The organism is Acinetobacter sp. NPDC052428, assembly GCF_044547685.1.
Lineage (GTDB): Bacteria > Pseudomonadota > Gammaproteobacteria > Pseudomonadales > Moraxellaceae > Acinetobacter > Acinetobacter lwoffii_G.
Window position 1 is genome coordinate 85,518 of sequence record NZ_JBIUAT010000002.1, and the last position, 23,688, is coordinate 109,205.

Below are 23,688 nucleotides of genomic sequence, written 5' to 3' on the forward strand. Positions count from 1 at the left end.
GAGGTAGTATATGACGGACAAGTCGATTAAAGAGTTAGCCCTCAACGTGGGTCGTCCAGTTGAGAAGCTCCTAGAGCAGGTTCGTGAGGCAGGTTTACCACAGCGTAAAGCTGACGATATTATTACCACCGAACAACAAGATAGCTTGATGAGTCATGTGAAAAAGTCACAGGGTTCAGAAAGCCAAGCAGGGCAAATCACGTTGAAACGTAAAACGACTAGTACGGCTAAAGTAGCCAGTACTTCAGGTAAGGCGAAAACGATTAATGTAGAAGTTCGCAAGAAGCATACATTTGTTAAGCCGGATCCAGAACAGATCAAAGCAGAAGCATTGGCGAAAGCCAAGGCTGAGCAACAGGCCAAAGCTGCGCCTGAGCAGAATACAGCGCAAGCTGCTTCTGCCGAAGCTCCAAAAACTGGCGTAAATAACGCAAATAAAGCTCTAGAAGCGATGCGTGCTGCTGCAAAGCAAACCAGCGACAAGCAAGAAGTTTCTAAAGCTGCAGTTGTGGTAAAACGCAAATCAACCAACAAGCCGATTGTGAAGCAAGTTGTTAAACCAACTGAAACCGCTGAACAGAAAAAGGCACGTGAAGCAGAAGCAGCAAAATTAAAAGCTGTTGAAGAAGCAGCACGTCGTAAAGCGGCTGAAGAAGCGCAGCAACGTACGCTTGAACAAATGCGTCAAATGGCGTCTAAGTACACCGCGGAAGATACCACTGCAACCATTCGTGTTGTGGATGATTCTCCTCTGGCTGCCGGTCTTGTTGGTCAGGCATATGAAGACTCTTTTGCAAAAGAAGACCGCGAAATCAAACGTGGTACGAATACGCCGAGCGCGCGTGCACCTAAAAAAGGTGGTCGTCGTGGTCAGGAAGAGCAAAGCTTCAGCAAACAGCCTAAGCGCGGTTTAAAAACCAGTCAAGGCAACAAGCACGGCTTCGAAAAACCTGTGAAAAAACAGGTTTACGATGTTGAAATCGGTGAAACGATTGTCGTTGCTGACTTAGCTGCGAAAATGGCAGTTAAGGTTCGTGAAGTGATTAAATCACTCATGAAAATGGGTGAATTGGTTACTCAGAACCAGGCAATTGATCAAGAAATTGCTGCACTTGTTGTTGAAGAAATGGGCCATAATCCGGTGCTGGTTTCTGATACACAAGCTGAAGATAACTTGCTTGAAGCAGCTGAAGAAGCACGTGGTGCGCAATCTACGCGTGCGCCTGTTGTTACCATTATGGGTCACGTTGACCATGGTAAAACATCACTGCTTGACCGTATTCGTCGTGCCAAAGTGGCTGCTGGCGAAGCAGGAGGTATCACACAGCATATCGGTGCTTATCATGTAACTACTGATAAAGGTATGATTACATTCCTTGACACTCCGGGACACGCAGCATTTACTGCAATGCGTTCACGTGGTGCGAAAGCAACAGATATCGTGGTTCTAGTTGTTGCAGCAGATGATGGTGTAATGCCACAAACTGCAGAAGCAATTGACCATGCACGTGCTGCAGGTACACCAATCATTGTTGCAATCAACAAGATGGATAAAGAATCTGCTGATCCAGATCGCGTTCTGAATGAATTGACTGTGAAAGAAATTGTGCCAGAACAATGGGGTGGTGACGTTCCAGTGGCAATGGTTTCTGCACATACTGGTCAAGGCATTGATGAACTTCTTGATATTATTTCGATTCAAGCTGAACTTCTAGAGCTTAAAGCATCTGAAGAAGGTGCTGCACAAGGTGTCGTAATTGAAGCACGTGTAGACAACAGCCGTGGTGCGGTAACGTCTATTCTGGTTCAAAACGGTACATTGAAAGTAGGTGATCTTGTTCTTGCCGGTTCATCTTATGGTCGCGTTCGTGCGATGACGGATGAAAATGGTCAGCGTATCAAATCTGCAGGTCCTTCGATTCCAGTGGAAATTCTGGGTCTTCCAGAAGCGCCAATGGCAGGTGATGAAGTTCTTGTGGTCAGCGACGAGAAGAAAGCACGTGAAGTTGCCGATGCGCGTATGGATCGTGAACGTCAAAAACGTCTTGAGCGTCAATCTGCAATGCGTCTTGAAAACATCATGGCGTCTATGGGCAAGAAAGATGTACCTATCGTGAACGTTGTGTTGAAAACTGACGTACGCGGTACCCTGGAAGCATTACACGTTGCACTTGCTGAGCTTGCGACTGACGAAGTTAAAGTACGTATCATCGGTTCTGGTGTAGGTGCGATCACTGAGTCTGACGTGACACTTGCTGAATCTTCAGAAGCAGTTCTACTTGGCTTTAACGTACGTGCGGACAACGCTGCGCGTCAAAAAGCAGATGCAGACAGTATCGACATTCGTTACTACTCAATCATCTATCAATTGATTGATGATGTGAAAGCAGCAATGAGCGGTAAGCTTGCACCAGAACATCGTGAAACGATTCTGGGTGTTGCACAAGTACGTGAAGTATTCCACTCAAGTAAGTTTGGTGCGGCTGCGGGCTGTATGGTACTTGAAGGCGTATTGCATCGTAACAAACCGATTCGCGTATTACGTGATGATGTGGTTGTGTTCCAGGGCGAGCTTGAATCTCTTCGTCGCTACAAAGAAGTGGTTGAAGAAGTTCGTGCCGGTATGGAATGTGGTCTTGCGGTGAAAGGCTATAAAGACATCAAAGCACTTGATAAGATCGAAGTGTACGATGTTCAACTGATTAAACGGAGTCTTTAATGGCGGGTAGTCAACGTCTGAAGCGTATGGCGGATACAGTACAACGCGAGTTGTCCGAACTGATCCGTCAGGAGCTGAAAGATCCACGCTTAGGTGGTCTGGTGACCATCTCTGCGGTGAAGGTGAGCCCAGACCTGGGATATGCGGAAGTTTATGTCACTGTGATGGGACGTGAACTTGGCGATGAGCAAAGCCAAGAAGCCAATAAAGAAACTTTGGATGTGTTGAACAAAGCATCTGGTTTCCTGCGCCACGAGCTGAGTCGTCGTATCAAAACCCGTATTACGCCTCGTCTACGTTTCCATTACGATAAGACCAATGCATATGGCAACTATATGTTTGGCCTGATCGCTGAAGCTGTGAAGGACTTACCTGAAGCTGAAGCAAAAAAAGATGATGAATAAGTCTTAGGACTAAAAAAGCCACCTTCGGGTGGCTTTTTTTATCTCTAGATTTTTTTAGATTTAAAAGAACTTGAATTGCTTGTTCAATTAATCTAAATCATCATTGCGATTGATTTTCTTTTCATAAAAGGTACGACGGCGTGAACGCTGCCAGGGCAGGGGACGTTCCAGCGTCTCCGGCACTTCGCCACTCAAAGAGCGTAACCGCAAATGCAATGCAGCCTGTGCCATCAGATTGGCGGATACCGGCGCAGTAATAAAGGCAAACAGGGTAATCAGCACTTCAGCAAAGCCGAAACGGCCATACATGGCAGAGAAAATAATTGCTGCAATTAAAAAGCTGCCGAGGCCCAAGGTACTGGATTTGGTTGGTGCATGCAGACGCATGAACAGATCGGGCAAGCGCACCATCCCAATTCCCCCAACCAGCATAAAGAAAGCACCAATCAATAGAAAAATCGACACCAGTATTTCTAAAATTAAAGACATTTAAAAACTCCTAGTCGATGACATGGCCAGTAGTGAAATAACGCGCCAAGGCTGCGGTCGAGACAAAGCCCAGCATCGCGACCAAGAGAGCGCCTTCAAACAGAAATGTACTGCTCCAGTAAATACCCAAAATCACCACCAGACAGGTGGCATTCAGAAACAGGGTGTCCAGTGCCAGCAGGCGGTCCACAATAGAAGGGCCGGTAATCAGCCGGATCAGACACAGTAACATGGAGATGGTTACCGCACCCAGACAAATCAATAATGCATAAGGTAGAATTGTCATGCTTTTTCTCCTGATCGTGCATTAAAAATCTCAATGAGCGGGCGTTCATAGCGCTGTTTGATCGTTTCGATTTCTGCTGCTTCATCCTCTGTGCTTAAGGCATGCACCAGAATATCACCACGATCCTGGTCAATCCCTGCAGATACCGTGCCCGGTGTGGTGGTAATAATCATCGCCAGCAAGGTGTTGACTTCTTCATGTTCGGTATCTAAAGGCACACGGAACCATTTCGGATGCAGGTTCTTGGTTGGACCAAGCACCAGTTTTGCGACTTTAATATTAGCTACGACAATATCCCAAACTACGACGAAGAACAGGTGCAGGGCAGGAGTCCACTGGATATTGGGGGTATAGTCAATAAAGGGTTCGACCATACGTGGAATGATGACTGCGAGTAGCAAGGCCATCAGTAGGGTTCCAGCGTCCAGGCTGTGTGCCAGTAAAACCCAGCTCAGTCCCACAATTACAGAAACCAGCGGATGTGGGAACCAGCGTTGAAATAATGATTCAGCCATTAAGGTCCCTCCGCCGGTTTAAGTTGATTATCATCATATTCGGTCTGTTCAATATGCTGCTGGTCAATCTGGCGTTGCTTGAATTCTGAAATATGTTCACCTTTCAAGGTCGCTTCTGAAATCACATAAGGAATCAGATGCGCATTAGGATCTATCACCTCACCACCATATTTGGTTTCTGGCAAATACTTCGGATCGAATGGCTGCACGCTAATAAACTGACCTTCTGCATCCGGTTTTAACAGTGCGGCTTCATAGACCGAATTTTTTTTGATCTGTTCCGCAGTCTGATAATTATATTGATAAATCGGTCCGGCAAACACCACGTAGGCGGTTAAGCTCGCGAGCAATATATAAATCACCCGGTCATTGCGTGCCGGCGCTTTACTCGGCAGGGCTTCATATTTATGAAACTCTTCAGAATCAAGATCATCTTCAGGTCTGCTCGAACGCCAGAACAGGATAAAACCGACCCGGGTAAAAGCCAGAATACTGAGGAAACTTACCAGTAAAATAGTCAGAATAATGATCATCTGATAGTCTGAATGGACAGAAGCCTGCAAAATAAAGACTTTACCGAAGAATCCACTAAACGGTGGCAGGCCTGCCATCATCAAAGCGATGATGAAATAGACAATCGAAACCAGCTTGTTCTGTTTCATCAGTGGGGCGATTTTAAAATGATCTTTAAATTCGCCGCGCTGCGAGGTAATCCAACCCGACAGAATATAAAATGCGGCCGCAATCAGGGTGCTGTGTACCAGGTAATATAGCGCACCGGCCCAAGCCGCAGTGTTATTCAGGCCAATGGCCACCAGAATCGTTCCGACTGAAGACAGCACCATAAAACCGACAAAACGGCGCAGACGTTCGGTGCCAATCGCACAGATTACACCATAGACAGATGTGACCAGACCAATCACCAGCAGACAGTTCATCAGAATCTGATGGCTATATTCGTCATCAAAAACCGTGCCGTTAATCCGCAAAATTGCATAAATCCCGACTTTGGTCATGATGGTAAAAAGTGCGGCAACAGGGGTGGTGGCTACGGCATAGGTTTTGGGTAACCAGAAACCTACCGGCAGCATTGCCGCTTTAATCCCGAAGACCACAAATAGCATCAAGCCACCGGCAACAGCCAGTTTATGCTGATCTTCTGCAAGGGTTGGCATCAAACGGGCTACATCGGCCATATTCAGGCTGCCGACACTACCATAAATCATCCCGAGTCCAATCAGGAACAGCGCAGACGCCAGCAGGTTAATGGTGACGTAATGAATTCCAAGCTGAAAACGTGCCTTACCTTGTCCATGCAACAGTAGTACATAGGACGCCATCAGCAAAATTTCAAAAAATACGAACAGGTTGAACAAGTCACCAGTCAGGAATGCCCCAGTCAAGCCCATCAGCAGGAAATGCACCATGGCATGGAAGTAACGGCCACGTAAGTCCCATTCTTTGCTGGCATACCAGACCACAGGCAAGGCGAGTGCATAGGTCAAAACCAGCATCATGGCCGAGAGCTGATCCAACACCAGGACGATCCCGAATGGTGCTGCCCATTCGCTGAGGGTATATACGCTGATTTGGCCCTGACTGCTGTTTATCAGATAGCTAACGGCAATGATCAGGCCCAAGATACCCGAGAAATGGCTGATACCGCGACGCCAAGGTTGACGCCAGTCCGTGATCAGAGAGCCTGCACCCGGATTGCCTAAAAGTACCAGTGCAAAAGCGGTAAAGGCCGGCAAAAGAATACTGAAAATAGGAGTATGTTGAGTCCAGAAATTGAGAAGATCAGTCATTAAGGCTCATCCTCACGTGGATCAATCTGGGGGATATCTTCTTTTGAGTCAACGTGGTCTGTTCCTGATTCGTAGCGGCTACGCAGTGCCAGTTGGACAATAAAGGCAGTGGTTGCAAAGCCAATCACAATCGCGGTCAGCACCAGTGCCTGAGGAAGTGGATCGGTTACATTCGAGGCTTCGGTTAATACTGCCGGTGAATTCATTTGAATCCGGCCCATGGCAAATAAAAACAGGTTCACTGCATAACCAATCATGGCTAGGCCCAACACCACCGGAAAAGTACGCGCCCGCAGGATCAGATAAATCCCTGTGGCCGTCAGCAGGCCAATCGCGGAGGCTAATAAAAATTCTAAACTGATCATTCTATTATCCTCTTGGTACTGGGCCAGACATGCTTGAGTGACGTGAATCGCCCAAGACAGAAATCATCAGCATGGTCGCGCCGACGACAGTGACATAGACCCCCACATCAAACAGCGCAGCCGACGCCAGATGCATTTCTCCAATAATGGGCGGAGAGACATAAATATGCGCGCTGGTCAGGAATGGGCGTGACCAGAACCAGGCCGCAACGCCGGTCAAACCGGCAATGGTTAAACCGACTCCAATCCAGATTTCATACAGACGACCGGATTTGGCACCAAGCAACTGTTCGGTTTTGTCCTGTCCCACGGCGATATATTGAATAATCAGCGCCAATGAAGTCACCAGTCCGGCAATGAATCCGCCGCCCGGCAGGTTATGGCCACGCATAAAGATATACAGGCTGACCACCAGTGCAACGGGTAAAATCCAGGATGCGGTAATACGCAACATCAATGGGGAAGGATTGAAACGATAGGTCAGACCTTGGGTCATGGTGGTACCATGCGCACGCATGCCATCCATCAGGCTCAGAACACCAATCGCCGCAATGCCGAGTACAGTAATTTCGCCGAAGGTATCGAAACCACGGAAATCGACCAGAATCACATTCACTACATTGGTTCCGCCGCCCAGTGGAATCGACTGTTGCAGGAAGAACCATGAAATGGAATTGTGATCACGGGTCATGATCAGCCATGCAATTGCAGCAATCCCGAGACCGCCGCCCAAGGCAATAATGGCATCACGCCAGCGACGGGTCGGGCTTGATTCATACGGAGTTAATTGTGGCAGTAAAGATAAACTCATCAGTAGCAATACGGTGGTGACTACATCGACCGTAATCTGGGTCAATGCCAGATCGGGCGCCGAGAAGCCGATAAAGACCATGGTGACGACCAGGCCGACTGCACCGCTAATCAGTACCGCTTTAATGCGCTCATGATGGAACCACAGCAGCATCCAGCAGGCAGAGAACAGCAGTAACCACAAGATAATTGCCAGGGCAGGGGCGTGGGTCAGCTCGCGCGTACCCGTACCGACCGCATTGCTGAGTAATGGGAATCCCACCAGCCCGACGGTAAAAATTACAATCCACAATAAATAGCTTTGTAATTTGCCATTTTCAGTGGCACGGCGGAAACGGCGTGAATTCAGCAGCAGATTTTTCAAAAATAGATCGAACAGTATCCTGCCCTGTAAGCGGCCCAGTTTTGGATCCAGGTCGATTTCGCGTAAGGCGCCACCTTTGGCAAGAGAAAAGTAAAAGATTATTCCGCCGAGCAGAGCAATCACACTCATCAGTAATGGCAGGTTGAAACCATGCCAAAGCGCTAGATGAGTACCTTCAAAAGCAAAATTTTGGGTCGTCGCCTGAGTGGCACTGTTGACAATTTTTTCCACTAGAAGAGCGGGTAATAGACCGACTAAAATACATAAAATTGCTAACAAAGTGGCCGGTGCGCGCATACCAAAGGCAGGTTCATGTGCATCTTTATTCGGGACCTGCTTGCCTAGCGGACCATCGAAAAAGACCCCATGCACCAGTCGAATGGAATAAGCCACCGCAAAAATCCCGGCCAATGTTGCGAAAATAGCGGAGCCGACCATAAGTGGACCACTCAAGCTGGCGACCAGTTCGGTAAAGAACATTTCTTTGGACAGGAAACCATTGGTCAACGGTACACCCGCCATGGATGCTGCCGTGATCATGGTCAGTGTTGCGGTAAATGGCAGTAATTGCCATAGGCCAGACAGTTTACGTAAGTCACGAGTCCCGGATTCATGATCGATGATTCCGGCAATCATAAACAGTGCTGCTTTAAAGGTGGCATGGTTAATAATATGGAAAATCGCTGCTGCAACAGCCAATGGTGAACCAATCCCGAGCAGACACATGATCAGACCTAAATGGCTGATAGTTGAATAGGCGAGCAAGCCTTTCAGGTCTTCCTTAAAAATGGCAAAGAAGGCGGCCATGCACAGGGTAAACAGACCGACAAAGGTCACAATATTATGAAACAGTGCAGCACCGGCAAAGATCGGGAGCAAACGTGCGACCAGGAATAAACCGGCTTTGACCATGGTGGCCGAGTGCAAATAGGCAGAGACCGGTGTCGGTGCAGCCATGGCATTCGGCAACCAGAAGTGGAACGGGAACTGCGCACTTTTGGTAAAGGCACCAAGTAAAATCAGCAACAAGGTTGGAACAAATAAATGATGGGACTGAATCTGCTCAGTCATCGTCAGGATTTGGTCAAGCTGATAAGTGCCGGTAATTTGACCAAGCAGGACAAAACCGCCCAGCATCGCCAGACCACCCATTCCGGTAATGGTCAAGGCCATACGTGAGCCGCGTTGCGCCGCTTCGTAATTGCTCCAGTAACCCACCAGCAAGAAGGAGGAAATACTGGTCAGTTCCCAGAAAACTAATAAGATAATCAGGTTATTTGACAATGAAATTCCGAGCATCGCCGCCATAAACAGCATCAGCAGAAGATACAGTTTGCTCAGTGAGTTTTTTGGATTAAGGTAATAATAGGCATAAATATAAATCAGGGTGCCAATTCCGCTGATCAGCAAGGCAAACAGCAGTCCCAGAGAATCCAGGCGAAAACTGAAATCAATGCCGAGCTGGGGCAGCCAGGACCAGGTCTGGGTCATCACTGCACCATCAAAGATGGCAGGCGCCTGACTCAATAATAATAAGAAACTGCTGAGGCTGACACCAATTGCCCCTAAAGCCGTTACCCCGCGCGAAAATTGCTTCAGCCACGAGACAAGGGTTGTGCCTAATACTAACGGTAACAATATAATAATCGGCAGCACACTCGTATCCATTGTCATGATTTAGGTTTTGACCAACCTAAGGTGAATCTTTATCTTTCAAGGACTACAGGATTACAAGGAGCAACCCAAACTTCTCAATCTTGAAAGCCAAAAGAATATTCAAAAAGAATATAAAACAGTTGTATTGCGCAACTTATAAACGATAGCAAATTCCGATTTTACAATGAAATTCGCAAATAAAACCGATCATATTACAGGATAACAACAACATCAACGTTTTTATGTCGAACTTATAAATTATACGCCGGCTCGGTTTTAACAGGCGCTGCATGCTTAAACAGATCATCCAGAAGTGACCGAAAATTAAGATTAAATTGCAGGCATTGATTGTAAATTTGACTCAAAACAGTTCAACCATGACAAAAAGAGAATGCTGAAAAAGGCTCCCTTATTGACTCAAACAGTCTCGCTTATTTTTTGAATCTGTTTAGAGCGACTGAGGTAGCGTCGGATGATGTTCCTGAGTAAGTAGGGCTAGCAGTTCCTGCTGCTGTTCCGGATTTAACTGTTGCTGAATCATTTGCAATACAACAAGCGGTGTGACGGGTTCAGTGACCGTTTCCAATAAAGTATCTTCGGACGAGATATCTTTATTTCGCTGCAATTCCAGCTCTGCGTAGATCTGATCAAACTGGGTTTTCATACTTTCAAGATGAATGGGGTGCAGCTGTTTATTTTCCAGTTTCAGACATTGAAAGCCTTGCGCCTGTTCCAGTAATTCAGGCCGGTTGCCGGTCGCAATAATCTGCAAGTTAGGAAAAGCCTGATGCAGGCGTGACAGGATCACTGCTGCCATCTCCTGATCCAGTTGATGATCAATCGCATCAATCAGTAAAACACCTGTACCTTCCTGACAGGGAAATAAACTATTGGGATTCAATAGACAAAGACGTCGAACAATATCACCCACCAGCGCAATCCAGTTACGGATACTGTTAGGCAGTTGCTGAAAACTAAAAGTTTGTTGCTGATAGGTCACCATCAGTTGCAGCTTGGGCTGGTATTTTAAATAAATCTGGCTGACTTCTGGCAAGATCAGCGACAGGGCCTGTTTTAAAGCGGTGAGATTTGGTGCATGCAGATGTGCTTGGGCTTTCTCGATTTGCCGGGCCAGTTCATCTCCCCGAATGTTTTCAGGCTGCTGCAAGGCACGCGCCAAAATCTGATCCATAATCTTGGCACTTTGCGCATTTTCAATATCACTGATTTCACGAAACCATTCAAAAAAACGGGCAAAGGTGGTGAAAGGAATCGCAGCGATTTCATAAGCATGTGCGGACTGGAGAATGGCCGGGTTATTTTTGTTGAGCAGATTGACTTCATTGGTAAAACGTTCAGCAGGATAATAGGCAATCAGGGGCAAGCCGAGCAGGGGATCGTGCAAGCGGGCTTTGTGATACAGGCTGAGCACGCTCTCAAGCTGTGAGGTTTCTGCTTTGCTAAAACCCAGACCCTGACTGTTTAGGGTCTTGTAGATTTGCCATGAACAGCTTTGTAGGTTCGCAGGCTCGGACTGACTGGATTCTGGCAAGCTGCCCATCTCTTCAGGAAAACCAATCCGGATATCAATTTTGGATTGCAGCCGGTTTTGCATGATGTCCTGATCTTGCATCACCAGACCCGCAGCACGGCTATCACGATAACGGGCTGCAAACCAGGTCAGTGCCTGATAGCTAAAACGTAAAAGCGTAGTTTTGCCAGTTCCCTGATTGCCCAGAATCAAGGTGATCGTGCATTGCGGATAATTAAACTGGAGCTGAATGTCGGAAAAATGCAGGGTATGTTTCAGTTGAAGCGCTTGGATGTGCATAGATCACCTGTCCTATGATGTTTACATCCATGCCATGCACTTTAACCGACTGCCTGCCGAAGCGACTGCGGCATTTTGATCTTCAGTTGCTGAATCAGGTCATAAATGTGATGAATATTTAAACTCACTTTAGCACGTGTACAGGCCACGTAAAGTAATCTTAATTCTTCATCACTAATTTTATGGTCTTTTTCATTCAGCTTAAACTGATAGTCATCTTCAATATGAACCCGATCCCATTCCAGACCTTTGGCCTTGTGCGCCGTGGAAATAATATAGTCAGCTTGGGCAATCGGGGTGATTTTAGCTAGGGCTTTTTTCAGCGGATCGGTGCCATGCTCGTCCACCAGTTTGACCAGTGGCTTGATGTCACTGCCTTCATTGGTTTCACAGTATTCATGGACATCATGCCAGGAGTTAAACCAGGCCAGTTCCGGTACATCAACGACCCGTTTACCCTGTTTCAGCATGGCAGCCGCATCGACAAAACGATTCAGTTTGACGTGATCGGCTTGCAGGCTGACTTTATCGCCACGAACTAAACCTGCTAATAACAGTTCCATGGCGCGGGCATTGGTTCGGCATAAAATTGCATCACGCATTTTGGTGTGCGGTTTATTTACGACTTTAGAATCTAACAATGGATTGCCAAGCAAAGGCACGGTCTCATTGAGGGCACCTAAAATGGCATTGGCATTTAGGGCAATTTCAGGACCAAAACGAAATGAGGTGGTCAGGCGCGATTCAGGTAAAGGCAGTTGCTGCATGGCATTGACTGCACCACGCCAGGCATAAATCTGCTGATGCGCGTCTCCGACATAAATCACCTGGGTGCTGCGCTGTTTCAGCAAAATCCCCAGCATTAAGGGATCGGCATCCTGTGCCTCATCGAATAGCACATAATCGGCCGGGATATCCGGTTCAGACAGTGCCCAGAGCTTCAGGTAAATGTCATGACCGATGCCGGCCTGATGATTTGGATCAATTGACTCTAGCCAGCGTCGTTCGACTGCCGGATAAAGTTTCTTCTGTAAAGTCTCGATATCATCCGGATGCAACCAGCTCGGCGCCTGAATATGCCGTGGGGCAGGATACTGCGAACTGGTCGAGCAGAAATAGCCGACCGCATTGGCGACCAAACTTGCCAGTCGTGATGGCATCAAGACATATTTTTCATAACGCCCACCCATCATGCGGCGCATGGTCATCGGTTCAAGCCGGTATTCTTTGGCAATAAAACTTGGACTCAAGCGTGGCAGACGCAGTTTGTCGGTGACTCCACGTGGAACACTACGAAACGCCAGCGAGTGAAAAGTACGGCAATCGACACCCCGGTGAAATTTGGCTTGCGCTTCACTGGCAATGGCCTTGTTAAAAGCCAGATACATGCCAAGTCTTTGCGGCATGGCATCACTAATCATTTGCAAGGTAGTTGTTTTACCTGTGCCGGCATAGGCAATCACTTTAAAGGATTTGCCCAGACGTGCATTATCAATGGCAGTCGCCTGCTCATAGGTCGCGGTCGGTTTTTTTAAATCAGACACAGATGAATTCAAGGCTTAATGCTGACGATTGGCTTTTTCAACCAGGCCGGATAAGCCTTGGCGACGAGCCAGTTCATTTAATACCAATTGCACATCCAAGTCGAAATAGCCGAGCATGACGATAGTATGGAACCAAAGATCTGCCACTTCATAGATCAGGTCATTTTTATGATCTGCCGAAGCATTCTGGTCAAAGTCTTTGGCTGCCAGCACAGTTTCAAAACTTTCTTCACCGACTTTTTCTAGAATCTTGTTTAAACCTTTATGGTACAGCTTGGCTACATAAGAGGAGTCCGGATCGGCCTGTTTGCGTTCTGCCATCATCTGGCCCAGATAAGACAAAACTTCGACCTGTTCAGATTGGGCGGTTGACGCTTCCATCGCCAGCGTATGCGGATTCGTGGATTTTTCGCCATAAATCGCAGACGGGTCTTTCAACTGTGCATCGACAATTTCCCAGCCATTTGGCGTGAGCTTGCGATAGAAGCATGATTCACGGCCAGTATGGCAGGCAATGCCGCCATGCTGCTCAATTTGCAGCACAATCACGTCGGCATCACAGTCCAGACGGATTTCATGTACGGTCTGAAAATGTCCTGATTCTTCGCCCTTATGCCATAACTTATTGCGTGAACGGGAGAAATACACCGCCTGATTTTTTTCGGCAGTTAAAGCCAAGGCTTCACGGTTCATCCAGGCCACCATCAACACGCGTCCAGTTTGATGATGCTGGGCAATGGCAGGGACTAATCCTTGTTCGTTAAATTTTACTTCATCGAGCCATTGCGCGTTGTTCATAAGGGTTTCCATCATTTCAATCAAAATATAAAAATACGGATAGGAAATATCCGCTGATAGTGTACGTGATCTCGCAGCATTTGCGGCAAAAATCTGTATCGATCAGGACAGGCTGTGTCGTGGTTTTTTAAATCAGTTCACTTTATTCCATATCTTGCAAAACTGAGACATAGAAAAGCCGCCCGGTCGGCGGCTCGCATTTCCATTAAATTATTCGTATGAAAACCGTATAAAAAATTACCAGTGTTCGCCCGGGAACAAACGCGCATATGCTTTTTGCACTAAGTTCAGTTTTTGCGGTTGACCCACAGATGCAGTTGAACTTGGGAACAGGTTATAGCCAATCGACATCAAGACATTGTTGATATCCGGTGCAATTGAATAGGTAATGGAAGCCAGACGGCCCAAACCGGTCGCCACTTTCTTCGGACGTTTCACAATCGCATAGGCAATCAGGTCAGCCGCCTGTTCCGGAGAAAGCGTCGGTACATATTTATAGATTTTGGTCGGCGCAATCATCGGGGTGCGCACCAAAGGCATATAGATCGACGTGATTGCGATTTTATGCGAATGCACTTCTGCAGACAGGCAGCGGCTAAAGGCGTCCAGCGCAGCTTTTGATGCGACATAGGCCGAAAAACGGGTAGCATTCGCCAGTACGCCAATCGAACTAATGTTAATAATGTGACCTGCACGACGAATCATCATTTGCGGCAGGATATTCATTACCAGACGCACCGCGCCGAAATAGTTCAGCTGCATGGTCCGTTCAAAATCATGAAAACGATCTACCGATTCATGTACGGCACGGCGAATCGAACGGCCCGCATTATTAATCAGAATATCAATATGATCGACTGAGGCAATAATCTGTTTGGAAACTTCATCAATCGCTTCCATATTGTTTAAATCACATGGAAAGATTGAGGCTTTGCCGCCTTTGGCTTCAATTTCTGATTTTACTTGTTCTAGGGTTTCCTGAGTACGGGCTACCAGTAAAACATGGGCACCTGCATCCGCCAGTTGATGTGCTGTCGTTAAACCAATACCGCTGGATGCACCGGTAATCAGGACGGTTTTACCTGCAACACGTTTTTCCAGTTGTTTGTGTAGTCTAGTTTTCACGTTTGTTATCCCTAATTTGAAGTCAGCGTTCAAATTATTTTTATTAAAGGTCTATGGCGCTCTAACAGAAGATGAGAGCGAAGGTGAGTCCAGATATGATAACCAATTCTTCAGGAAAATCTATAAATTAAACTATTGAAATTAAAATAAAAATTAGAGTAATTGCTCTATTTGTGTTCACTCTTTCATTTAACTTTTAACATGAAAATAAAAAGCAAAGCAAGTGGCTGTTTTAGAAAATAAATAAAAAAACCTCACCAAAATGATGAGGTTTCGAATCGGCTCGGGCACCGTTTTTAAACGGTCGCCAGCGCTTGTTCCAGATCGGCAATCAGGTCATCAATATGTTCAATTCCAATGGATAAACGTACCATATCCTCACTGACACCTGCCGATTTTAACTCCTCGGCATTCAGCTGACGATGTGTAGTGGTCGCCGGATGGCAGGCCAGACTTTTAGCGTCGCCGATATTGACCAGACGCGTGAACAATTGCAGGGCATCAATAAAACATGTGCCGCCTTCGAGACCATGTTCTACCCCAAAGGTCAGAATGGCAGACGGTTTACCTTTCACATATTTCTGTGCCAAGGCATGCTGTGGGTGATCTTTCAGGCCGGCGTAATTAACCCATTTCACTTTAGGATGTTTTTGCAGATATTCAGCGACTTTCAGTGCGTTTTCAGTATGACGTTCCATCCGTAGGCTTAAGGTTTCCAGACCTTGCAGAATCAGGAATACATTCTGTGGACTGATCGCAGCGCCGGTATTGCGCAGTGGCACTACACGGGCACGGGCGATATAAGCCGCCTCTCCTAAAACTTCGACATAGTTCACGCCGTGGTAGCTTGGATCAGGCGTATTCAGGGCAGGGAAACGTTCAGGGTATTTACCCCACGGGAATTTACCGCTATCCACAATGATGCCACCAATTGAATTGCCATGACCGCCGATATATTTGGTCAGGGAATGCACCACAATATCTGCACCAAAGTCGAAAGATTTTTGTAGTACTGGGGTGGCAACGGTATTGTCGACAATCACCGGTACGCCATATTCATGTGCAATTTTAGCAATGGCTTCCAGATCAATAATATTACCCAGTGGATTACCAATCGATTCAACAAAAACCAGTTTGGTTTTTTCATCAATCAAGTCACGCAGACTTTCCGGCTTTTCATAATCAAAGAAACGGACTTCAATGCCCTGTTTTGGTAGGGTATGTGCAAAGAGGTTATAGGTACCGCCATATAGTGTTGACACAGAAGCAATGTTGTCACCAGCTTCAGAAATGGTCTGAATGGCATAGGTAATCGCAGCCATGCCAGAGGCCAAAGCCAGTGCTCCGATCCCGCCTTCGAGTGCTGCAACACGTTGTTCCAGAACCGCAGTGGTCGGGTTCATAATTCGGGTATAGATATTGCCCTGAACCTTTAAATCAAAGAGATCGGCCCCATGTTGAGTATTGTCAAAGGCATAAGACGTGGTTTGGTAAATCGGCACTGCCACAGCTTTGGTGGTTGCTTCTGGGGTATAACCTGCATGAATCGCAAGGGTTTCTGCTTTATAAGTCATTCTGTTTGATCTTCTTGTTTAAGTTTATGGCTTGAGTGTAGCATTTTCACATATAAGTAAAAGTGCAATTTTATTGAAATAAATATATGAAATATTCATATATCGACTTGGATTTGAGTCATTTATTCTACTGAAAACAATTGTTTAAAAAAACATCAGCAAGAAACTTGTAACAATGCATTGAAGTTCATGGCAATGGCTTATGTTTTCGCAGCTTTCTGCGTATAATAGCCGATTATTTTTTCGCTCATTTTTGAGCTGGGGTGGTTGTTTTAACCCCATTTGGTTTTTCAGTTGAGGAGTCCTACGTGGCCCAATATATTTACACGATGAACCGAGTGTCGAAGATGGTTCCGCCTAAGCGCGAAATCCTGAAAGACATCTCCTTATCATTTTTCCCAGGCGCTAAAATTGGTGTGCTTGGTTTAAACGGTGCAGGTAAATCTACCTTGCTTCGTATTATGGCGGGCGTAGATAAAGATTTCTCTGGTGAGGCACGTGCGCAACCGGGTACAAAAATCGGTTATCTTGAGCAAGAACCACCTTTAGATGAAACAAAGGACGTTCGTGGTAACGTCGAAGATGGTTTACGTGAACCTCTTGATGCCTTGGCACGTCTAGATGAAGTCTTTGCTGAATATGCAGCAGAAGATGCTGATTTCGATGCACTTGCGAAAGAACAAGAGAAGCTTGAAGCGATTATCCAGACCTGGGATGCGCATAACCTTGCCAACCAGATGGATCAAGCGGCTGCAGCATTGAACCTGCCTGCTTGGGATGCAGATGTATCTAAGCTTTCAGGTGGTGAGCGCCGCCGTGTGGCACTGTGCCGTTTGCTTCTGTCTAAACCCGACATGTTACTTCTCGATGAACCGACGAACCATTTAGATGCTTCTTCTGTATCTTGGTTGGAACGTTTCTTGAAAGACTTCCCGGGTACCATCGTCGCGATTACGCATGACCGTTACTTCCTGGATAATGTTGCAGAATGGATTCTGGAGCTTGACCGTGGTATGGGTATTCCGTATCAAGGTAACTATTCTTCTTGGCTTGAGCAGAAAAATGCCCGTTTAGAGCAAGAAAACAAGCAAGAAGAATCTTTTGCTAAGGCGTTGAAAAAAGAACTTGAATGGGTTCGTTCAAACGCTAAAGGTCAGCAAAAGAAAAACAAAGCGCGTATGGAGCGTTTTGAAGAGCTTAACTCACGCGAATTCCAACAGCGTAATGAAACCTCTGAAATCTACATTCCACCTGGTCCACGTCTGGGCAACAAGGTTGTAGAAGTTGAAGGCATCAGCAAATCGTTTGGTGATCGCTTACTGTACAAAGATTTAACTTTCACAGTACCACCTGCTGCAATTGTGGGTATCGTGGGTGAAAACGGTGCAGGTAAAACCACGCTATTCCGTATGATGACTGGTGAACAGCAACCAGATACCGGTACGGTAACACTGGGTGAATCGGTTAAAGTGGCTTATGTCGGTCAGATCCGTGACACCTTAGATAACAACAAAACCGTTTGGGAAGAAGTGTCTGGTGGTCTGGATATCTTGAAGATTGGCGAATACGAAATTGCATCACGTGCGTATATCGGTCGCTTTAACTTTAAAGGTCAGGATCAGCAAAAGCGTGTAGGTCAATTGTCAGGTGGTGAGCGTAACCGTTTACAACTTGCGAAAATCCTGCAAATGGGTGCTAACGTTATCCTACTCGATGAACCATCGAACGACTTGGATATCGAAACCTTGCGTGCACTTGAGGATGCCATTCTGGTATTCCCAGGTACTGTGATGGTGATCTCGCATGACCGTTGGTTCCTGGACCGTATTGCGACGCACATCTTGTCATTCGAAGGTGAAACACCTGAATTCTTCACAGGTAACTATGCTGAATTCGAAGAATACCGTCGTAAACGAGATGGTGATGACCTTGTCGCGAAGCGTCAAAAATATCGTAAAATCGGTGTTTAATCATCTCCGACTTTTGTAAATAAAAAAACCAGCCTCAGGGCTGGTTTTTTTATGTTTATTATATGGTGGAGGGTAAATTAGATTTCCCACTCATGATTACATTCACGGCATTTCCATTTCTTTTGGGTTTGCATGAATGCCTGCATTGAAATTTTAAAATCAGGTAAGTCCTTATAGAACATAAAGCCTGCGATCAAAGAAAGAATAAAGACGATCACAGTCGCAGTCTGTAAAGTGGTACCTGCACCATCGCCAAAAATCCACATCGCGATACTAATAATCACCAGCAATAACAACAGGAACAGGGCAGGGACCAGAAACATTAAGCTTTTAGGAACCACTGGACGTGGAGCTGCTTGACCTGGCTGGGCCACTGGCATGATTTTCGGGCTTTGACACTTAGGGCAACGATATTGCATTACAACTCCAAAATTCTAAATTACTGATTATTTTATCGGAAGATGCGAAGAAACCGAAATATTGCCCAACATAAAATATACAGGCAATAAAAAACCCAAGTCGCAATGCTTGGGTTTTTTATAAGATGACAACAATATATTATAGTCATCTTGAATATGGCGTCCCTACGGGGATTCGAACCCCGGTTACCGCCGTGAAAGGGCGATGTCCTAGGCCTCTAGACGATAGGGACAATTGAGGCAAATAACACAGCTAAAGCAAGACTTGATTTGGTGGAGTCAAGGAGGATCGAACTCCTGACCTCTACAATGCCATTGTAGCGCTCTACCAACTGAGCTATGACCCCAGTCTGTGTGAGCGCTATATTAGGGATATCGCGCTCACACGTCAACACAAAAATTAATTAAGCTTGATCAACTGCTTCATTTTTCGGCAACTTTAAGCTTTCATTGAGTTTTTCCCAGACTTTCAGCTCTTTTTTGCTTGGACCACCGACAATTTCTAGCGCATGACGTAAACGTGCAAAGGTTAAATCAGGACCAATGGTCACCATCGTTTGCATCACTGGTGTAGACGCAGTCGAACCGGCAATGGCAATAAAGAACGCAGGCATGAAATCACGTAACTTGATTTCCATCTGTGTCGCCAGATCCATCAAGGTCTGACTCACCGTGTCGTTATTCCAGGTGAACAGACTTTCCAGACGCCAAATTGCGAATTGAAGACTTTGACGTACCTGTTCATCCGACAGTTTCTTGCTTTCAAACTGTTCTTTAGACAGGGTCGGGAAGTGGTTGAAATAATGTGCAGACCAGTTCACTGCTTCAGACAGCAGGTTGATACGTGGTTGAATCGCAGCTGCAATTTCTTCTAACTTGGCACGATCCGCTTTCCAGGTCAATAAGGTGTCTAGAAGTTCAGCCGGGCTGAGTGCTTTGATCCATTGACCATTTAACCAGTTTAATTTCTCGACATCAAAGATCGGACCACCGAGTGATACACGTTTGATATCAAAATGTTCAATCATTTCAGCCAAAGTGAATTTTTCACTTTCATCTGGCATTGACCAGCCCATGCGACCCAAATAATTCAACAAGGCTTCAGGTAGTACACCGATGTCTCTGTAATAGTTAATTGAGGTCGGGTTTTTACGTTTAGACAGCTTAGATTTATCCGGGTTCCGCAGCAGTGGCATGTGGCACAGTACCGGCATTTCCCAACCGAAATATTGATACAGTAACTGATGTTTCGGCGCAGAGGGAATCCATTCTTCACCACGGATTACGTGGGTGATTTGCATCAAATGGTCATCCACCACGTTTGCTAAATGGTAGGTTGGGAGGCCATCAGTTTTTAGTAGAATTTGCATGTCTACTTGTGCCCATGGAATCTCGACTTCACCACGTAGCATATCATTGAATTTACATACGCCTTCAGTTGGTACTTTCATGCGAATCACATGTGCTTCACCAGCAGCCAAACGACGCTCCACTTCTTCTTGAGAAAGATTCAGACCGCGACCGTCATAACGTGGCGACTCACCACGTGCCTGCTGTTCTGCACGCATTTGATCCAGTTCTTCAGCAGTTGCGAAACAGTAGAAGGCATGACCTTTCTCTACCAGTTCCAAGGCATAATTTTTATAGATATCCATACGTTCTGACTGGCGGTACGGCGCATGCGGGCCACCGACATCAGGACCTTCAGACCAGTTTAGACCCAGCCAACGCAATGAATCCAGGATCATTTTTTCAGATTCAGGCGTTGAGCGCAGTTGGTCAGTATCCTCAATACGAAGAATGAATTCACCACCATGCTGTTTAGCAAAACATAAGTTAAACAAGGCGATATAGGCAGTACCTACATGCGGAAAACCAGTAGGAGAAGGTGCAATACGAGTACGAACAGTCATAGCCGGATCTAATCTTAGATATAAAATTGCAGCTATTATAGCGAAAAAGCCACATCACTTAATGCTTTATTCAACATTGAGTGATATGGCTTTTAAATCCGGGAATATTCAGCGCTGTTGATGCTGATTAAGAATGAGCGCTCGAAAAAATACTTTGGACAAAGCGGGTGAAGCGGTAATTCTGTTCTGCAAAGAAATTTTGCGAAGGTGCGGCTTTAAATGCAGTTAAGACTTTTAGATTATCTTCTGTTTGAAGTGTTTTTTCAGTTTTTTGTTGCTGAATCGCTTTTTCAATCGGCGAAGTCTTGCTTTCAACAGTGCTTACTGTAGGCTTCGGCAAATCTGTCTTCACAATGACGGCATGACCGAGTTGAATCGAGAACAACATAATCAGGCTTAGGATGCTGGCTGTGAATAATGTAAATTTCATATCCAAACTTCCTCCTTACTTCTGGTTGGTTTTATTTTGTTAAAAATGTTTTTTTAATAGTCTGTCTACAATTTAATCACAGTTGATCATAAAGAAGTAGAACCAAGTCACATTTTTTACAAAAGAAATAATATAACTCTGTGGAAAATTACCAAAAATCGTAATTTCCTGTTTTGGTGGCCTATTTTTAACAGACAACTGTGAAGAGAACGTGAAGAACTGTCTTATATTGTAGCAGAAGATTACTTTTCTAACAGAATATGTATCCGAATTTAATTGTTAGTAGATATCTCAAAATCAGAAATAGATTGTAGATATTGTTATAAATATATGATTGTTATGTTTATTTTGATTTGTATAGTGCGGGTCATATAAACAATGAGTTACATAAGATGAAAAAAATAATAGCATCTACAATCTTGACAATTTTAGTGGGAACAGCAGTACAGAATTCCGTCGCTAAAGATTTCCTGAATGTCTCTTATGACCCGACCCGTGAATTTTATCAGGAATATAATGAAGAATTTGGCAAGTTCTGGAAGCAGAAAACCGGACAAACGGTTAATTTTAAACAGTCGCATGGTGGTTCAGGCAAGCAGGCGCGTTCAGTGGTCGATGGTTTGCAGGCCGATGTCGTGACCTTGGCCTTAGCCAATGATATCGAAGAAATCGTTAATGCAGGTTTAATCGAGAAAAGTTGGCAAAAAGAGTTTCCGAGTAATTCGGCACCTTATACGTCTACGATTGTATTCTTGGTGCGTAAAGGGAATCCAAAGCAAATCAAAGACTGGAATGATCTGACCAAAGCGGGTGTGGATATTATTACCCCAAACCCGAAAACCGGTGGCGCGCCGCGTTGGATCTACCTGTCTGCTTGGGGTTATGCACTGAAACAGCCCGGCGGTAATGATGCGAAAGCCAAAGAACTGGTGAAAAAACTTTATCAAAATGTCAAAGTACTCGATTCCGGTGCCCGTGGTTCGCTGACCACGTTTGCCGAGCGCGGCATTGGTGATGTGCTTTTATCCTGGGAAAATGAAGCCTTGCTGGCGACCCAAGGTCTGGGTAAAGACAAATACGATATCGTCTATCCATCGATTTCAATTCTGGCCGAGCCATCGGTAGCGATTGTCGATAAAAACGTGAATAAAAATGGCAATACCCATCTGGCAAAAGGCTATTTGAACTATTTATATTCACCAAAAGGGCAGGAGCTTGCTGCGAAATATTTCTTCCGTCCAGGGGATGCCAAAGTCGCCGCCAAATATTCGGCTCAGTTCCCGAAAATTCAGACCTTTACCATTGATAAAGTTTTTGGTGGTTGGGCCAAAGCGCAAAAAACGCATTTTATCAATGGGGCGATTTATGACCAGATTTACAATGAAAAAAGATAAGTAAGCTGTAGTCTAAATACAATAAAGAAAATGGCCAAAGTGTTATCCATTTTCTTTATATCTAATGCATAAAATTCTATATATTAGATATAAGTAGAATAATAAACTGTATTTTCCTTTTAAAAACAAAATATTAAGTCAGAAAAACCTTTCATTTTATCGTGTTGTGATGTTGTAGGGTGAATTGCGATAAATGATTTTATTTCATATAGTTATATCTAATGAAGATAAACTCCGTGCTGCCATGAAAACTCAATTAAAATCGTTATTTAGTGCTGCCTTATTGGCGACTGGTTTAGGCATGACCGCGACTGCTTCACAAGCAGCAGACCGTCAGTTTCTGAATGTATCCTATGATGCCACGCGTGAGTTCTATGATGAATTTAACAAATCATTTGGCGCTTACTGGAAAAACCGCACCGGTCTGGATGTGAATTTCAAGCAGTCACATGGCGGTTCGGGCAAACAGGCACGTTCTGTGGTCGATGGCTTGAAAGGTGATGTGGTAACTTTGGCACTCGCCAATGACATCGAAGAAATTGTAAAATCTGGCCAGATTCAGCCAGGTTGGCAAAAAGAATTCCCACACAACTCGGCACCTTATACCTCGACGATCGTATTCATGGTCCGCAAGGGCAACCCGAAAGGTATCAAGGACTGGAATGACCTAACAAAACCAGGCGTGCAAATTATTACGCCAAACCCGAAAACGGGTGGTTTGCCGCGTTGGGTGTATCTGTCTGCATGGGGTTATGCCGAGAAACAGCCAGGTGGCAATAAAGCTAAAGCACAGGACTTTGTCGGCAAACTTTATAAGAACGTGAAAGTGATGGATTCTGCTGCACGTGCTTCAATGACCACCTTTGCCGAGCGTGGGATTGGCGATGTATTGTTGACTTGGGAAAATGAAGCCTTAGTGACGCAAAAAACCTTGGGTAAAAACAAGTTTGATATCGTCTATCCATCAATTACGATTTTGACTGAACCCTCAGTGGCGATTGTGGATCGTACGGTAGAGAAAAATGGCAATAAATGGTTAGCAACGGGTTATATCAATTACCTGTATTCACCATTGGGTCAGGAAATGGCAGCTAAACATTTCTATCGTCCGCGTAATGAAAAAGTATTAGCGAAATATTCGGCACAGTTCCCGAAAATCAAAACCTTTACCATTGATGAAGTCTTTGGTGGTTGGGCCAATGCACAGAAAACCCATTTTGTGAATGGTGCAATTTTCGACCAGATTTATAACAGCAAACGTTAATTGATCTGCG

General features: G+C 45.4%; 19 protein-coding genes and 2 tRNA genes. 5 read left to right on the forward strand and 16 right to left on the reverse strand.

Annotated elements, in window-relative coordinates; genetic code table 11:
• The first annotated feature begins 10 nt into the window (after positions 1-10).
• Together infB and ACIG3F_RS02180 are read left to right on the forward strand one after the other, a co-directional pair.
• Positions 11-2,719 (forward strand): translation initiation factor IF-2, encoded by a 2,709-nt coding sequence (gene infB / locus ACIG3F_RS02175; RefSeq protein ID WP_114541781.1) that lies wholly within the window; start codon positions 11-13, stop codon positions 2,717-2,719.
• Positions 2,719-3,123, forward strand: coding sequence for a ribosome-binding factor A (locus tag ACIG3F_RS02180; RefSeq protein ID WP_004281108.1), 405 nt, complete (start codon positions 2,719-2,721; stop codon positions 3,121-3,123). Before infB ends, ACIG3F_RS02180 begins: the two co-directional genes overlap by 1 nt.
• Before the next feature lie 87 nt (positions 3,124-3,210).
• Here ACIG3F_RS02180 and ACIG3F_RS02185 read toward each other — a convergent pair whose 3' ends face one another.
• From ACIG3F_RS02185 to ACIG3F_RS02235, 11 genes are all read right to left on the reverse strand, one after another.
• Positions 3,211-3,612, reverse strand: a complete 402-nt coding sequence (locus tag ACIG3F_RS02185; RefSeq protein ID WP_180180643.1) for a Na+/H+ antiporter subunit G — start codon at positions 3,610-3,612, stop codon at positions 3,211-3,213.
• A gap of 10 nt (positions 3,613-3,622) precedes the next feature.
• Positions 3,623-3,898, reverse strand: coding sequence for a monovalent cation/H+ antiporter subunit F (locus ACIG3F_RS02190; protein WP_005108490.1), 276 nt, complete (start codon positions 3,896-3,898; stop codon positions 3,623-3,625).
• Entirely contained in the window at positions 3,895-4,413 is a 519-nt protein-coding gene (locus tag ACIG3F_RS02195) for a Na+/H+ antiporter subunit E (RefSeq protein ID WP_005108491.1), read from the reverse strand. The genes ACIG3F_RS02190 and ACIG3F_RS02195 overlap by 4 nt, the downstream gene beginning before the upstream one ends.
• The gene (locus ACIG3F_RS02200) at positions 4,413-6,221 is read right to left on the reverse strand and encodes a monovalent cation/H+ antiporter subunit D (RefSeq protein ID WP_396469182.1); all 1,809 of its coding nucleotides are present in this window, start codon (positions 6,219-6,221) and stop codon (positions 4,413-4,415) included. Before ACIG3F_RS02200 ends, ACIG3F_RS02195 begins: the two co-directional genes overlap by 1 nt.
• On the reverse strand, positions 6,221-6,586 hold the full coding sequence (locus tag ACIG3F_RS02205) for a Na+/H+ antiporter subunit C (RefSeq protein WP_219307513.1): 366 nt from the start codon (positions 6,584-6,586) through the stop codon (positions 6,221-6,223). Before ACIG3F_RS02205 ends, ACIG3F_RS02200 begins: the two co-directional genes overlap by 1 nt.
• 4 nt (positions 6,587-6,590) lie before the next feature.
• Entirely contained in the window at positions 6,591-9,428 is a 2,838-nt protein-coding gene (locus tag ACIG3F_RS02210) for a monovalent cation/H+ antiporter subunit A (RefSeq protein ID WP_396469356.1), read from the reverse strand.
• Between the two features lie 436 nt (positions 9,429-9,864).
• On the reverse strand, positions 9,865-11,247 hold the full coding sequence (locus ACIG3F_RS02215) for an ATP-binding protein (protein ID WP_396469183.1): 1,383 nt from the start codon (positions 11,245-11,247) through the stop codon (positions 9,865-9,867).
• Between the two features lie 41 nt (positions 11,248-11,288).
• Entirely contained in the window at positions 11,289-12,791 is a 1,503-nt protein-coding gene (locus ACIG3F_RS02220; RefSeq protein ID WP_396469185.1) for a 3'-5' exonuclease, read from the reverse strand.
• Positions 12,792-12,806: 15 nt separating this feature from the next.
• Positions 12,807-13,589 (reverse strand): bifunctional phosphoribosyl-AMP cyclohydrolase/phosphoribosyl-ATP diphosphatase HisIE, encoded by a 783-nt coding sequence (gene hisIE / locus ACIG3F_RS02225; RefSeq protein WP_396469186.1) that lies wholly within the window; start codon positions 13,587-13,589, stop codon positions 12,807-12,809.
• A gap of 237 nt (positions 13,590-13,826) precedes the next feature.
• The gene (locus tag ACIG3F_RS02230; protein WP_004644933.1) at positions 13,827-14,714 is read right to left on the reverse strand and encodes an SDR family NAD(P)-dependent oxidoreductase; all 888 of its coding nucleotides are present in this window, start codon (positions 14,712-14,714) and stop codon (positions 13,827-13,829) included.
• A gap of 296 nt (positions 14,715-15,010) precedes the next feature.
• Positions 15,011-16,288, reverse strand: a complete 1,278-nt coding sequence (locus tag ACIG3F_RS02235) for an O-acetylhomoserine aminocarboxypropyltransferase/cysteine synthase family protein (protein WP_396469188.1) — start codon at positions 16,286-16,288, stop codon at positions 15,011-15,013.
• A 308-nt stretch (positions 16,289-16,596) separates the two neighbouring features.
• Here ACIG3F_RS02235 and ettA point away from each other — a divergent pair, with 308 nt between their 5' ends.
• Entirely contained in the window at positions 16,597-18,258 is a 1,662-nt protein-coding gene (gene ettA / locus ACIG3F_RS02240; protein ID WP_026056536.1) for an energy-dependent translational throttle protein EttA, read from the forward strand.
• A 77-nt stretch (positions 18,259-18,335) separates the two neighbouring features.
• Here the strand turns inward: ettA and ACIG3F_RS02245 are convergent, their stop codons facing one another.
• The 5 genes from ACIG3F_RS02245 to ACIG3F_RS02265 all read right to left on the reverse strand — a co-directional run bounded on the left by ACIG3F_RS02245 (position 18,336) and on the right by ACIG3F_RS02265 (position 21,020).
• A complete protein-coding gene (locus ACIG3F_RS02245; RefSeq protein WP_004281123.1) occupies positions 18,336-18,677 on the reverse strand; it encodes a membrane protein in 342 nt (113 codons plus the stop codon).
• 157 nt (positions 18,678-18,834) lie between these two features.
• Positions 18,835-18,910 (reverse strand) — tRNA-Glu (locus ACIG3F_RS02250).
• 38 nt (positions 18,911-18,948) lie between these two features.
• A tRNA-Ala gene (locus ACIG3F_RS02255) sits at positions 18,949-19,024 on the reverse strand.
• A 57-nt stretch (positions 19,025-19,081) separates the two neighbouring features.
• Entirely contained in the window at positions 19,082-20,590 is a 1,509-nt protein-coding gene (gltX, locus tag ACIG3F_RS02260; RefSeq protein WP_396469190.1) for a glutamate--tRNA ligase, read from the reverse strand.
• 127 nt (positions 20,591-20,717) lie between these two features.
• Positions 20,718-21,020 carry a hypothetical protein gene (locus tag ACIG3F_RS02265; RefSeq protein WP_396469191.1) on the reverse strand — a complete coding sequence of 101 codons (303 nt, stop codon included), beginning with the start codon at positions 21,018-21,020 and terminating at the stop codon, positions 20,718-20,720.
• 392 nt (positions 21,021-21,412) lie between these two features.
• Here ACIG3F_RS02265 and ACIG3F_RS02270 point away from each other — a divergent pair, with 392 nt between their 5' ends.
• Together ACIG3F_RS02270 and ACIG3F_RS02275 are read left to right on the forward strand one after the other, a co-directional pair.
• Positions 21,413-22,414 carry a sulfate ABC transporter substrate-binding protein gene (locus ACIG3F_RS02270; protein ID WP_396469193.1) on the forward strand — a complete coding sequence of 334 codons (1,002 nt, stop codon included), beginning with the start codon at positions 21,413-21,415 and terminating at the stop codon, positions 22,412-22,414.
• Between the two features lie 244 nt (positions 22,415-22,658).
• Entirely contained in the window at positions 22,659-23,678 is a 1,020-nt protein-coding gene (locus ACIG3F_RS02275; RefSeq protein ID WP_026055777.1) for a sulfate ABC transporter substrate-binding protein, read from the forward strand.
• Positions 23,679-23,688 lie beyond the last annotated feature (10 nt).

Coding starts and splice junctions, on each gene's coding strand:
- ACIG3F_RS02205 (WP_219307513.1), bottom strand. CDS start 6,586: ATGATCAGTTTAGAATTTTTATTAGCCTCCGCGATTGGCCTGCTGACG.
- ACIG3F_RS02265 (WP_396469191.1), bottom strand. CDS start 21,020: ATGAAATTTACATTATTCACAGCCAGCATCCTAAGCCTGATTATGTTG.
- ACIG3F_RS02245 (WP_004281123.1), bottom strand. CDS start 18,677: ATGCAATATCGTTGCCCTAAGTGTCAAAGCCCGAAAATCATGCCAGTG.
- ACIG3F_RS02215 (WP_396469183.1), bottom strand. CDS start 11,247: ATGCACATCCAAGCGCTTCAACTGAAACATACCCTGCATTTTTCCGAC.
- ACIG3F_RS02235 (WP_396469188.1), bottom strand. CDS start 16,288: ATGACTTATAAAGCAGAAACCCTTGCGATTCATGCAGGTTATACCCCA.
- infB (WP_114541781.1), top strand. CDS start 11: ATGACGGACAAGTCGATTAAAGAGTTAGCCCTCAACGTGGGTCGTCCA.
- ACIG3F_RS02185 (WP_180180643.1), bottom strand. CDS start 3,612: ATGTCTTTAATTTTAGAAATACTGGTGTCGATTTTTCTATTGATTGGT.
- ACIG3F_RS02190 (WP_005108490.1), bottom strand. CDS start 3,898: ATGACAATTCTACCTTATGCATTATTGATTTGTCTGGGTGCGGTAACC.
- ACIG3F_RS02270 (WP_396469193.1), top strand. CDS start 21,413: ATGAAAAAAATAATAGCATCTACAATCTTGACAATTTTAGTGGGAACA.
- ACIG3F_RS02195 (WP_005108491.1), bottom strand. CDS start 4,413: ATGGCTGAATCATTATTTCAACGCTGGTTCCCACATCCGCTGGTTTCT.
- gltX (WP_396469190.1), bottom strand. CDS start 20,590: ATGACTGTTCGTACTCGTATTGCACCTTCTCCTACTGGTTTTCCGCAT.
- ACIG3F_RS02275 (WP_026055777.1), top strand. CDS start 22,659: ATGAAAACTCAATTAAAATCGTTATTTAGTGCTGCCTTATTGGCGACT.
- ACIG3F_RS02180 (WP_004281108.1), top strand. CDS start 2,719: ATGGCGGGTAGTCAACGTCTGAAGCGTATGGCGGATACAGTACAACGC.
- hisIE (WP_396469186.1), bottom strand. CDS start 13,589: ATGAACAACGCGCAATGGCTCGATGAAGTAAAATTTAACGAACAAGGA.
- ACIG3F_RS02200 (WP_396469182.1), bottom strand. CDS start 6,221: ATGACTGATCTTCTCAATTTCTGGACTCAACATACTCCTATTTTCAGT.
- ACIG3F_RS02210 (WP_396469356.1), bottom strand. CDS start 9,428: ATGGATACGAGTGTGCTGCCGATTATTATATTGTTACCGTTAGTATTA.